Raw genomic sequence first — 12,541 nt, 5'->3', positions numbered from 1 at the left:
CCGTGAAGGGGGCGAAGGGCTGGCGGGTCACCGGGACGGTCGTGATCGTCCTGGTCATGATCGGCGCCGGACTGCAGACCTGGTCGATGGCGGTGCAGCAGCGCACCAGCACCAGCCGGCCGTACGACGTGGCGATCCACCGGGTCCACCTGGAGACCGGCAGCGCCTCGGTTCGGGTGCGGGCCGGCCGGGACGGCCACGTGGTGGTCCGCCAGAGCCTGGACTGGCTGGTGCGCAAGCCGGTGGTGTCCGCCGTCGTCGTCGACGGGGTGCTCGACGTCTCCATGCGCTGCCGCCTGATCCTGCCCTTCACGGGCGCCGGCTGCGGGGCCGAGATCGAGCTGGAGGTGCCGGCCGCGACCGAGGTGTCCGGTTCGGTGGGCTCCGGCTCCGTCCAGGTGGAGGGCCTGAGCGGGGCCGTGCGGATGGAGCTGACCTCCGGCCGGCTGCTGCTGTCCGACACCTCGGGGGACGTGACCGTGCAGGCCACCTCCGGGCTGGTGCAGGGCACCGACCTCGGCTCCCGGCGGGTGACGGCGCGGGTGGGCTCGGGCTCGGTGACGCTGGGCTTCGCCGGGGTCCCGCGCGCGGTGGACGCCACGGCCACCTCCGGCTCGGTGGAGATGACCGTGCCGAAGGACAGCCGGTACGCCTTCTCCAGCGAGGTGGGCAGCGGCCACGGCCGGATCGACCCGGTGCTGGCGGACTCCGCCAGCCCGAACCGGGTGCACGCCGCGGTCACCTCCGGTTCGATCTCGATCAACCCGTCGAAGACCGCGGCGGCGGCGGAACCGGCGGAACCGTCGATGTCGCCGGAGCCGTCGGTGTCGCCGCAGCCGGCGCTCCCGTCGTCGCCGTCGTCCCTCCCCGAGGCGCCGTCGCCGTCGCCGTGACGGGGGCGCCCCGGAGCGGGCGGAGGCCGCTCACCCGGGTAGGGGACAATGGAGAGTCCCATCCCCACCACCCGAGGTCAGCCGCGCATGACAGCCACGCCCGCACCCACCGCGTCCGACGCCGAGTTCGCGCCGCTGGACATCGGCCCGATCCAGGTGTGGCCGCCCGTCGTGCTGGCTCCGATGGCCGGCATCACCAACGCGCCGTTCCGCACCCTGTGCCGCGAGCAGAGCGGCGGCCGGGGCCTGTACGTCTCGGAGATGATCACCACCCGGGCGCTGGTCGAGCGCAACGCCAAGACCATGCAGCTGATCAAGTTCGACCCGAGCGAGAAGCCCCGCTCGATCCAGCTGTACGGGGTGGACCCGGTGACCGTCGGCAAGGCCGCCCGGATGATCTCCGAGGAGGGCCTGGCCGACCACATCGACCTCAACTTCGGCTGCCCCGTCCCCAAGGTCACCCGCAAGGGCGGCGGCTCGGCGCTGCCGTACAAGCGCAACCTGCTGCGCGAGATCCTGCGCGAGGCCGTCGCCAACGCGGGCGACCTGCCGGTGACCATGAAGATGCGCAAGGGCATCGACGACGACCACCTGACCTACCTGGACGCCGGCCGGATCGGCGCCGAGGAGGGCGTGGCCGCGATCGCCCTGCACGGGCGCACCGCCGCCCAGCACTACGGCGGGACGGCCGATTGGTCGGCGATCGCCCGGCTGCGCGAGTCCGTCCCGGCGCACATCCCGGTGCTGGGCAACGGGGACATCTGGTCGGCCGACGACGCGGTGCGGATGATGCGCGAGACCGGCTGCGACGGCGTGGTGGTGGGCCGCGGCTGCCTGGGCCGGCCGTGGCTGTTCCGGGACCTGGTCGCGATCTTCGAGGGCGAGGTGGACTACGCCCGCCCCGACTTCGGCTACGTGGCCGAGGCGATGGTGCGGCACGCGCAGCTGCTCGGCGAGTGGCTGGGCGACGAGGCCCGCGGCGTGGTCGACTTCCGCAAGCACGTCGCCTGGTACACCAAGGGCTTCTCGGTCGGTTCCGAGCTGCGGGTGCGGCTCGCCAACTCCTCCTCGCTGGCCGAACTGGCCGAAACCCTCTCCCAGGTGGAGCAGTCCCAGGGCTGGCCGACCGGTGCGGACGGCCCGCGCGGGCGCACCAGCGGCAACAACCGGGTGGTCCTGCCGGAGGGCTGGTTGGACGATCCGTATGACTGCGCCCGCCCGGGCGCGGACGCCGAATCGGACACCTCTGGCGGATGATCTGTACGGACCGGCGAAAACACCCGTTCCGGGGTGATTGCCACTAGGTCCCAGCCCTCTTGTCCATCCTGGACAAGAGGGCTCCTTTTCGTCGTCCGGACGTCACGGAGCGGGCATCTTTCTGGACGCAGTGCGACGATCGGCGGAGGCGCTCTACGCCCGACCCGTGAGATGCGCTGGTGACGCTTGCCACATAGGCTGAGGACTGACGGCCGGTCAGTGGACGAAATGGACAGGTCGACTGTGAATCGCTTCCCGAAGCCGGTCGGCCGGTGATCGGGCGATCCGGGTGCAGGAAATCAAGCCGGGGCAACGCCACCGACGCGCGGTCGTTACCCTGCGTCCGGATCGTGTGATCTTCGGGTTTGCTTGTCTTCAAGACTTGAACACTGCCTAGCGTCAGGCGGACGATTTCACCAACAGAGGTGAACGCCTTTATGCGCTTTCGATCTAGCGGGTTACCGCTTGGTACCGGCCTCGGGTGGCCTATTCAGGGCAGAGAAGCGCCTTCGAAATGGGTATGTTCTCCGGCGTCAGGGCAACCGCGTACGAGGAGACCGACCCGTGCCGTCCCAGCAGAAGTTTGTTTACTCCTTCACCGAAGGAAACAAGGACCTCAAGGATCTTCTTGGCGGCAAGGGCGCGAACCTGGCCGAGATGACCAACCTGGGCCTCCCCGTCCCTCCGGGGTTCACCATCACCACCGAGGCCTGCAAGGTCTTCCTGGAGACCGGTAGCGAGCCCACCTCCCTCCACGAGGAGATCAGCGCCCACCTGGACGCCCTCGAGCAGGAGATGGGCAAGAAGCTCGGGCAGGCCGACAACCCGCTCCTGGTCTCGGTGCGCTCCGGTGCGAAGTTCTCCATGCCCGGCATGATGGACACCGTCCTCAACATCGGCCTCTCCGACGCCTCGGTGGCCGGCCTGGTCGCCCAGTCCGGCAACGAGCGCTTCGCCTGGGACTCCTACCGCCGCCTGGTCCAGATGTTCGGCAAGACCGTGCTGGGCGTCGACGGCGAGCTGTTCGAGGAGGCCCTGGACGAGGCCAAGCACGCCAAGGGCACCGTCAACGACCTGGACCTGGACGCCGCCGACCTCCGGGACCTGGTCGAGGTCTTCAAGGGCATCGTCGAGCGCGAGACCGGCCGGGCCTTCCCGCAGGACCCGCGCGAGCAGATGGACCTGGCGATCCACGCCGTCTTCCACTCCTGGAACGGCGACCGCGCCCGGCTGTACCGCCGCCAGGAGCGCATCCCGAACGACCTGGGCACCGCGGTCAACGTCTGCACCATGGTCTTCGGCAACCTCGGCGAGGACTCCGGCACCGGTGTCGCCTTCACCCGCGACCCCTCCACCGGCGCCCAGGGCGTCTACGGCGACTACCTGTCCAACGCCCAGGGCGAGGACGTCGTCGCCGGCATCCGCAACACCCTGCAGCTGTCCGAGCTGGAGAAGCTCGACAAGAAGTCGTACGACGAGCTGATGGCGATCATGCAGACGCTCGAGAACCACTACCGCGACCTCTGCGACATCGAGTTCACCATCGAGCGCGGCAAGCTCTGGATGCTGCAGACCCGCGTCGGCAAGCGCACCGCCGCGGCCGCCTTCCGGATCGCCGTCCAGCTGGTCGACCAGGGCCTGATCGACCTGGACGAGGCCCTGATGCGGGTCACCGGCGGCCAGCTCTCGCAGCTGATGTTCCCCCGCTTCGCCCCGAACGCCGAGTCGCAGCAGATCGCCTGGGGCCTGGCCGCCTCGCCGGGCGCCGCGATCGGCAAGGTCGTCTTCGACTCGTACACCGCCGTCAAGTGGTCCCGCTCCGGCGAGAAGGTCATCCTGGTCCGCCGCGAGACCAACCCGGACGACCTGGACGGCATGATCGCCGCCGAGGGCATCCTGACCTCGCGCGGCGGCAAGACCTCGCACGCGGCCGTGGTCGCCCGCGGCATGGGCAAGACCTGTGTCTGCGGCGCCGAGGAGCTGGAGGTCGACACCAAGGCCCGCAAGTTCACCACCGCCGACGGCCAGGTGATCCACGAGGGCGACGTCGTCTCGATCGACGGCGCCACCGGCAAGGTCTACCTCGGCGAGGTGCCCGTCCTGCCGTCCCCCGTGGTCGAGTACTTCGAGGGCACCCTGCACGCCGGCGCCGACGTCCAGGGCGGGCTGGTCCAGGCCGTGCACCGGCTGATGTCGCACGCCGACGGCCGCCGTCGGCTGGCCGTGCGGGCCAACGCCGACAACGCCGAGGACGGCTCGCGCGCCCGCCGCTACGGCGCCCAGGGCATCGGCCTGTGCCGCACCGAGCACATGTTCCTCGGCGAGGAGCGCCGCAAGGAGGTCGAGCACCTGATCCTGGCGGACAACGACAAGGACCGCGAGCTCGCCCTCTCCACCCTGCTGCCGTTGCAGAAGGGCGACTTCCTGGAGCTGTTCCAGGCGATGGACGGCCTGCCGGTCACCGTCCGCCTGCTCGACCCGCCGCTGCACGAGTTCCTGCCGGACATCACCGAGCTGTCGGTGCGCGTCGCCCTCGCCGAGGCCCGCAAGGACCCGAACGAGAACGACCTGCGGCTGCTCCAGGCGGTGCACAAGCTGCACGAGCAGAACCCGATGCTCGGCCTGCGCGGCGTCCGCCTCGGCCTGGTCATCCCCGGCCTGTTCGGCATGCAGGTCCGGGCCATCGCCGAGGCCGCCGCCGAGCGCAAGCTGGCCGGCGGGGACCCGCGCCCCGAGGTGATGATCCCGCTGGTCGGCACCGTCCAGGAGCTGGAGCTGGTCCGCGACGAGTGCGAGCGGGTGCTCGCCGAGGTCGCCAAGTCCACCGGCGTGACGCTGGACATCAAGCTCGGCACCATGATCGAGCTGCCGCGCGCCGCGGTGACCGCCGGGCAGATCGCCGAGGCCGCCGAGTTCTTCTCCTTCGGCACCAACGACCTGACCCAGACGGTCTGGGGCTTCTCCCGGGACGACGTGGAGGCCTCGTTCTTCACCGCCTACCTGGAGAAGGGCATCTTCGGGGTCTCCCCGTTCGAGACCATCGACCGCGACGGCGTCGGCTCGCTGGTCAGGCACGCCGTCGAGGCCGGCCGGGCCACCCGCCCCGACCTCAAGCTCGGCGTCTGCGGCGAGCACGGCGGCGACCCGGACTCGGTCCACTTCTTCCACGAGGTGGGGCTGGACTACGTCTCCTGCTCCCCCTTCCGGATCCCGGTGGCGCGCCTGGAGGCAGGCCGCGCCGCCATCGAGTCGGCGGGCAGCGACTCGCGCTGAGGAGGGTAGGCATCCCCTCCGCACGCGCGGGTACGACTGACCGCTCCCCCTCCCGTCGGGAGGGCGTACACCGGAGCTCGGCGCAGGAGAACCGGCGTACGTGACACGGCCGGGCGGGAACGGACAACGGCGTCCGTTCCCGCCCGGCCGTACGTCTGCCCGCGGACGGGGCGCGGAGCGCGTCCGGCCCGGGTGTGGCGGCGGCCACGCGGGTGGCTCGCCCGGCGCGGACCGGCCGCCTGCCAAGCTGGACCGCATGACCAACCGCAAGAACCCGCTCGTCGTCGTGGCCGTGCTGCTCCTGGCGGTCCTGGCCGGGATCGGGTACCTCCTCACGGACCGGGGCAGCGGCCACCCCGGGGCCGGCGCGAGCCCCACCGCGGCCGCCACCGCCGGACCGTCGACGGCCGGGTCCGCGGCGGCCAAGCCCTCGGCCCCCAAGCCGAGCCCGCCCGCCGGGGGCGCCGCCACCTCCGCCCCGGCCGCCGGCTGGGTCCCGACCGACCCGGCCATGGCCGACGTCTGCCGCACCAAGCTGCCCAGCCAGGCCGTGGACACCCTCACGCTGATCGCCAAGGGCGGGCCCTACCCGTACAGCCGCGACGGCGTCGTCTTCGAGAACCGGGAGAACCGCCTCCCCAGGAAGGCCGGCGGCTACTACCACGAGTACACCGTGGTCACCCCGGGCTCCAACGACCGCGGCACCCGCCGGGTGGTGACCGGCGGCTCCGGCGAGCAGTACTGGTCCGCCGACCACTACGCCACCTTCCAGGAGATCGACTCCCGCTGCTGAGCGGGCCGCGGCAGGCCGCCCCGGCCCGGGCGTGCGACGGCCCCTCACCGCGCCCGCCGCCAGGTGATCCGGGGGTGCGGCTCGTGCGGACCGGTGGTGACCAGGGCGGTCAGCTCGTGGAGCACCGGGGCCGGGTCGCGGCGCAGCTGGGCCGGGGTGGTGCGGACCACCGGCAGGCCGGCGGCGGTCAGGCGGTTGGCGCGGATCATGCCCCGTTCGTGCTCGGCCGGGCGCAGGTGCCAGGCGCGGGAGTCGATCTCCAGGGCGACGCAGGCGTGCGGCCAGTAGGCGTCCGGGACGGCGAGGAAGCGGCCGTCCAGGAAGAGCACCGGGTTCCACAGCGGCTCCGGCAGCCCCGCGTGCGCCAGCAGCTCACGGGCCTCGCCCTCCACCACCGACCGCACCCCGACCGTCAGGTCCTCCACCACCCCGGCCACCTGGGGCAGCCCGAGCGCACCCGGGCGGGACAGCAACTGGTCGAGCAGTTCGCCGAGTTCGCAGTGCCGCCGCTGCACGGCCTCCGCGCACAGCGCCCGGAACCGGCGCTGCCCCGTCTCCTTCGGCGCGAGGTCCGCCAGCGCCCGGGCGACGGTGGTGCTCCACAGCCCGTCGTCCCGCTCGAAGCCGCCCGGCATCGCCCCCGAGGCCCGGTGGATCCGGACGAACTCCCGGTCGCCGACCCGCCGTTGAGCGGGGATCAGGACATCGACCGAGCTCAGGTCGGACGGGTGCCCGGCGCTCGGCAGCCCGGCCTCGGCCAGCACCGCGAAGCCGGTCAGCAGCACCTCCCCGGCCCGCGCGTCGCAACCCTTCGGCGTCGCGTACGCCAGGGCGGCCCGCATCTTCTGGTGGATCGTCAGCCGGCCGCTCTGGAGGCAGATCACCCGGGGCAGCACCTGCTGCCAGGGGCCGCCCGGGCGCAGCCGGTGGGCGATGGTGCCGGAGGGCACCCCGAGCCGGCGCAGCTGCGCCCGGGTGGCGATGTGCTGCTGGTCGGCGCCGAGCAGGGCGACCGGGTCGAGGGGATTCGCGCGGGTCATGCCCCGGGGCCTGCCCGCCGGGATCGGAGGTATGCGAAACGTCCCCCGTCGGTGGGGGCGGCGGTCGCGGGTGTTGACGGATCGGCGGAGGAACCGTTGAGCTGGGGGCCATATGACCATTCCATTCACCCACGCCGGTCCGGCGCTGGACGCGCTCCTCGGCCTCTCCGTCGGCGACGCCCTCGGGGCCCAGTTCTTCGTCCCGGAGACCGCCCGGGCCCACCTCGCCGCCCGCACCGAACCTCCAGGACCGTAGGGGCTGTCTCTTGGACCCTTGCCGGGTGCGCGACGCCGGGGCACGCACCTCGCCGCGTTGTCGTCGGTCGCCAATGGCCCCCAGCCTCCGGCCGGGAGGTGCCCCCACCGCAGTGGCTCCCTCCTCCGCCTTGCGATGCACGCACCCCACCGCCGCGCCCTGATCCGACAAAGTCCAAGAGACAGCCCCTGGCCCTGGACCGACGACACCGAGACGGCCTGCTCGGTGTACGCCGCCCACACCGAGCGCGGCGCGATCGACACCTTCGACCTCACCCACGCCTTCGCCCGCCGCCACGACTTCGACCGCGGCTACGGCCCGGCCGCCAACCGGCTGCTGCGGCTGGTCCGGGAGGGCGGCGACGCGAGCCGGCTGGCCGCCGAACTCTTCGACGGCCAGGGCTCGTACGGCAACGGCGCCGCGATGCGGGTCGCCCCGCTCGGCGCCGCGCACGCCGAGGACCCGAAGGCGGTGGTGCGCCCCGCCGCCGACACCGCCCTGATCACCCACACCCACCCGCAGGCCGTGGACGGCGCGATCGCGGTCGCGGTGGCGGCCGCGTACGCCGCGCGGACCCGCAGCCGGCCGCCGACGCCGGAGCGCTTCCTGGAGTCGGTGGCCGACCTCACCCCGAACGGGCCGGTCAAGGACGGCCTCGAGGAGGCCCGGGCACTGCTCGGCCGGTCGGACGTCCGGTTCGTCGCGGGGGTGCTCGGCAACGGCAGCCGGACGTCCGCGGCCGACACCGTCCCGTACGCGCTGTGGTGCGCCGCCCGGAACCTGGCCGACTACCGCGCCGCCGTGTGGGACGCGATCGCGGCCGGCGGCGACGTGGACACCGTCGCCGCGATCACCGGCGGGGTGGTCGCCGCGCACACCGGCACCGGCGGCATCCCGCGGGCCTGGCTGGCCGCCTGCGAGCCGCTGCCCGCCTGGGCGTTCCCTGAGCCGGGCGGCGTCCGCGCGGCCGGCGAACCGCACCTGCTGCCGATGAGCCTGCCCCGCCCGTGCCCGGTGCCGGACCGGATCTGGTCCGACCACGACTGGGAGCGGATCAGGCGCGGCCTGCGGCCCCGGGCGGTGGAGGAGCGCTGGGTCTCCGTCACCTCCGAGGGCACGCTGCACCTGTACCGCGGGGTGGGCGGCCGGGAGGTCTACCGGGTCCGGGTCGCCCCGGTGCCGGGCGGCGGCTGGCGGCCGGTGTCGGCGCTGGTCGAGGCGGACCCGGCGTACCACCGGGCGTGGGACGACCCCGACGCCCTGCCGCTCGTCCTGTCACTGGCGATCGTCGGCTACGACCCGCCGGGGACCGGCTTCAGACCGTGATCATCAGCTGCCCGGCGCCGCTGCCGCCCGGTCTAAGGCACTCCTGGTTGATCGCCGGATCCGGGGCGCTCGGCGAGGTCGCGGCGGCGATCCGCAGCTCGATGATGTCCCGGACGGCCGGCCACTCGTCGTCGAGGATCGAGTAGAAGGCGGTGGAGCGCACCACCCCGTCCAGCCCGCGCGAGTGCGCCCGGCGGACGCCCTCGGAGGTCGCTCCGAGCCGCTCGATGGCGGCGCGCGAGCGCAGGTTGCGGGCGTCCGCGCGCAGCGAGATCCGCTGCACGCCCCAGGTCTCGAAGGCGTGGCGGAGCATCAGCAGCTTGGCCTCGGTGTTGATGCCGGTGCCCTGGGCGCGCGGCGAGAGCCAGGTGTTGCCGATCTCGGCCGCGTCCGGGACGGCCGTGGCCGGATCGCCGAACGGGACCCCGGGCGCGGGCGGCCACACCAGCGGGCCCTGCCAGTAGTCGAGTTCCAGGAACCGGGTGGAGCCGACCACCCGGCCGTCGGCGGCGTTCACCGTCGCGAACGGCAGCGAACGGCCCGCGGCCTGGTCGGCGAGCGCCCGGGCGACGTAGTCGCGGGCGGCCTCCAGGCCGTGCGGGACGGGGGTGAAGGCGTAGGTCGTACGGTCCTCGGCGCCGGCCTCGGCGATGGCCTCGGCATGGTGCGCGGCGAGGGGCTCCAGCCGCACGGTGCGGCCGGTGAGGATGACAGGTACGGGCACGGAACCTTCGGTCCTTCATCGGTCGGAGGGAGCCTCCCACGCCGGGGTGCGGCACGGGGTGCGCTGGTCTGGGTACGCCTGGGCCCGGGTCCGTCCGCCGGGTACCCGCGCACGCCGGAGAGCCGGTCGGACGGGGCGGGGGCGGCGGCCCGGAACGGGCGGCGCGGGGTGCCGGAACGGACACGGATCCTCGGACCGGTCCGGCGGGACGTGCGAGGGGACAGTGTGCGTCCGCGAAATGGCCGAAGAGGGAACGAGAGCGCGAAGGGAAGCAGGCGGCCAGGTGAAGGCAAGATGCGTCGTGGGTGGCTGGCCGAGCACCGGACCGGGACGTGGTCGACGGCGTTACGGACGACGTGACGACGACGCGACGATGCGAGGCAGCGAGAGGACGATACCCGCCAGAAGGCGGTGCGTCACTTCGCGGCGCGCGAATGGGCGCGCGGGCCGCTCCCGGGTCCTGCGGACGGCCCCCTTACAGGGCTGTGACCAGGGGCTCTTCCGTCGGGTGCGATCATGGTCCGGAGCGGTCGGCCGAGGCCGTCGGGCGCGTCCCGCGGGGAGCCGCCGGACGGGCCGGGAGCCGCCCGCGGAGCGGCCGGTGCGGCGGTCCCCGGACGGGGTGTCCGCAGGACGGGCACCGGAGCGGGAATTCCGGCGGCGCCCGGCACGCTGGAGAGGACGAGAAGCCGGTCGACCGGAACGAGCAGAGAACGGGGTTGGGTGCGCGGTGCGTGACTTCCAGGCGTTGTACGAGCTGGATCAGCGGGGCGTGGCCGCCGTCGCCGCGGCCAACGAGCAGCTGCGCGACACCGGTGCCGGCCTCGTGCTGCTCCAGCACTTCGAGGGCTTCATGGACGCCGGGGAGGCCGGCGGCCAGGTGGTGGCCCACCTGCTGGAGACGGGCTCGCCGCAGGTGGTGGCCCGCTTCGACCACGACCGCCTGGTGGACTACCGGGCTCGCCGCCCGGCGATGGTCTTCGACCACGACCGCTGGACGTCCTACGACCCGCCGGAGATCCTGCTCCAGCTCGTCCACGACGCCGCCGGCGCGCCGTTCCTGCTGCTCACCGGCCCCGAGCCGGACGTCGAGTGGGAGCGCTTCGCGCGTGCCGTCCGCGAGCTGGTGGAGCGCTTCGAGGTCCGGCTCTCGATCGACTTCCACGGCATCCCGATGGGCGTGCCGCACACCCGCCCGGTCGGCCTGACGCCGCACGGCAACCGGCTGGACCTCGCCCCGGGCTACCCGCAGTGGTTCGAGCAGGCGCAGGTCCCGGGCAGCGCCCAGGCGCTGGTGGAGTACCGCCTGGCCGAGGCCGGGCACGACGTCCTGGGCTTCGCCGTGCACGTCCCGCACTACGTGGCCCGCTCCGCCTACCCGGCGGCGGCCGTGCAGATCCTGGAGGCGGCGCAGTCCGCCACCGGGCTGGTGCTGCCCGGCACCCGGCTGCGCGAGCAGGTCTCCGAGGTCTACGCGGACATCGAGGAGCAGCTGGCCCAGGGGGACGGCGAGTTGCGCTCGGCGATCCGCGGCATGGAGGGCCAGTACGACGCCGTGGCGGGGGCGGAGGGCCGGGAGAGTCTGCTGGCCGAGCCGGTCGACCTGCCCTCGGCGGACGAACTCGGGCGGCGCTTCGAGCAGTTCCTGGCCGAGCACGAGCGCGGCGCGGAGTAGCCGGCGCGGGGCGGGCGGAAAGCGGGCGGCGGAGGCCGCGGTCGGCCGGGGCCGGTCGGGCCGGGGTCGGATTCCGGCCGGTTCGGGTACGCCGGACGGCCATTTCGCCGGGCTGGGAGTCATCGGCCACGGCCGTTCGTTGGCCCCCTGGTGCGCTCGGGGGACGGGCCGCCGTGAGGAGCCGACCGTGACCCGTATCCCCGGGGGGAGACCATGCCGAGGACCGCACGCCCGACCATCGCCCTGACCGTCGGACTGGCCGCAGTGCTGCTGGCCGGCTGCACCGACAACGCCGGCTCGGACAGCGGGGGGAGCGCCGCCGCGGGCGTGACGCCCGCCCGCGTCCAGGCCGGAGTGGCCTCGTCGCCGGCCGCCGCCCCGGCGCCCACCGGCCCGTACGTCGCGCTCGGCGACTCGTACACCGCCGGGATGAGGATCCAGCCGCAGATCGGCGAGCCGGGCGGCTGCCACCGCTCCGGGGCCAACTACCCGTCCCTGGTGGCGAAGGGGCTTTCGCTCGCCGCCGGGCAGTTCAAGGACGTCAGCTGCAGCGGCGCCCGCACCGGGGACCTGAGCAGCCCGCAGAAGGTCGCCGACGGCACCAACCCGGCCCAGCTGGACGCGCTGACCGCGGACACCCGGCTGGTCACCCTGGGGATCGGCGGGAACGACGCGGGCTTCATGGAGGTCGTGACGGAGTGCGCCAAGGAGAACCTGGTGGACATCGTCAAGGGCGTGATCACCGACAGCGAGCACCGGATCAGCGACTCGCCCTGCCGTGACCGCTACGCCGTCGGCAACGGCACCGACGAGGTCCAGCGCAAGGTGGACACGGCCGGCGACCGGCTCGGCCAGGTGCTCCAGGACGTCAGGAAGCGCTCCCCGAAGGCCAGGGTGTACGTGATCGGCTACCCCGGGCTGCTCCCGGCCGACCCGGCGAGCTGCCTGCCGGTGCTCGGCAACGCCGTGGCCGCCGCCGACCTGGGCTTCCTGGTGGAGAAGGAGCAACAGCTCAACGGCATGCTCAGGAAGCGGGCGGAGGCCGCCGGCGCGGTGTTCGTGGACCTCTCCGGGCCCTCGGCCGGGCACGACATGTGCGCGGGGGAGGACAAGCGCTGGGTGGAGCCGCCGTTCCCGGCCCAGGGGCTGGCGCCGATCCACCCCAACGCCAAGGGCCAGGAGGCGGTGTCCGGCGTGGTCCTGAAGGCGATCAAGGGCTGAGGACTCCCGGCCGGGGGGCGTACGGGGCGCGCGGGGCTGCGCCGTCCGGGTGGGGCCGACTCACCGGGGCGGGCACCCGCGCG

The 12,541-nt window shown here is 73.5% G+C and carries 10 protein-coding genes; 8 read left to right on the top strand and 2 right to left on the bottom strand.

The genetic code is table 11. The features are described 5' to 3' along the window. Nucleotides 1-2 precede the first annotated feature (2 nt). The 4 genes from ACZ5GH_RS11680 (at nt 3) to ACZ5GH_RS11665 (ending at nt 6,216) form a co-directional block, all read left to right on the top strand. A complete protein-coding gene (locus ACZ5GH_RS11680) occupies nt 3-893 on the top strand; it encodes a DUF4097 family beta strand repeat-containing protein (protein ID WP_464334212.1) in 891 nt (296 codons plus the stop codon). An 87-nt stretch (nt 894-980) separates the two neighbouring features. Then, nucleotides 981-2,150: a tRNA dihydrouridine synthase DusB gene (gene dusB, locus ACZ5GH_RS11675; protein ID WP_387748383.1), complete on the top strand. Its 1,170-nt coding sequence runs from the start codon at nt 981-983 to the stop codon at nt 2,148-2,150. Between the two features lie 564 nt (nt 2,151-2,714). Beyond that, nucleotides 2,715-5,423, top strand: a complete 2,709-nt coding sequence (ppdK, locus tag ACZ5GH_RS11670) for a pyruvate, phosphate dikinase (protein ID WP_464334211.1) — start codon at nt 2,715-2,717, stop codon at nt 5,421-5,423. A gap of 256 nt (nt 5,424-5,679) precedes the next feature. Then, on the top strand, nt 5,680-6,216 hold the full coding sequence (locus tag ACZ5GH_RS11665) for a ribonuclease (RefSeq protein ID WP_387748387.1): 537 nt from the start codon (nt 5,680-5,682) through the stop codon (nt 6,214-6,216). A 44-nt stretch (nt 6,217-6,260) separates the two neighbouring features. Here the strand turns inward: ACZ5GH_RS11665 and ACZ5GH_RS11660 are convergent, their stop codons facing one another. Continuing rightward, nucleotides 6,261-7,256 carry a hypothetical protein gene (locus ACZ5GH_RS11660; RefSeq protein ID WP_464334210.1) on the bottom strand — a complete coding sequence of 332 codons (996 nt, stop codon included), beginning with the start codon at nt 7,254-7,256 and terminating at the stop codon, nt 6,261-6,263. Nucleotides 7,257-7,368: 112 nt separating this feature from the next. Between ACZ5GH_RS11660 and ACZ5GH_RS11655 the strand changes: the two genes are divergently transcribed. After that, a complete protein-coding gene (locus ACZ5GH_RS11655; protein WP_464334209.1) occupies nt 7,369-7,512 on the top strand; it encodes a hypothetical protein in 144 nt (47 codons plus the stop codon). Between the two features lie 135 nt (nt 7,513-7,647). Continuing rightward, the gene (locus ACZ5GH_RS11650) at nt 7,648-8,838 is read left to right on the top strand and encodes an ADP-ribosylglycohydrolase family protein (protein WP_464334208.1); all 1,191 of its coding nucleotides are present in this window, start codon (nt 7,648-7,650) and stop codon (nt 8,836-8,838) included. Here ACZ5GH_RS11650 and ACZ5GH_RS11645 read toward each other — a convergent pair. Continuing rightward, entirely contained in the window at nt 8,828-9,562 is a 735-nt protein-coding gene (locus tag ACZ5GH_RS11645; protein WP_387748391.1) for a GNAT family N-acetyltransferase, read from the bottom strand. The genes ACZ5GH_RS11650 and ACZ5GH_RS11645 overlap by 11 nt on opposite strands. 730 nt (nt 9,563-10,292) lie before the next feature. Here ACZ5GH_RS11645 and ACZ5GH_RS11640 point away from each other — a divergent pair. Then, a complete protein-coding gene (locus tag ACZ5GH_RS11640) occupies nt 10,293-11,237 on the top strand; it encodes a PAC2 family protein (protein WP_387748393.1) in 945 nt (314 codons plus the stop codon). 213 nt (nt 11,238-11,450) lie between these two features. Then, a complete protein-coding gene (locus tag ACZ5GH_RS11635) occupies nt 11,451-12,458 on the top strand; it encodes an SGNH/GDSL hydrolase family protein (protein ID WP_464334207.1) in 1,008 nt (335 codons plus the stop codon). Nucleotides 12,459-12,541: the final 83 nt, after the last annotated feature.

This window comes from Kitasatospora sp. Xyl93 (assembly GCF_055383135.1).
The sequence above is the reverse complement of the archived record's forward strand: the minus strand, read 5'-3'. Positions and strand labels throughout refer to the sequence as shown.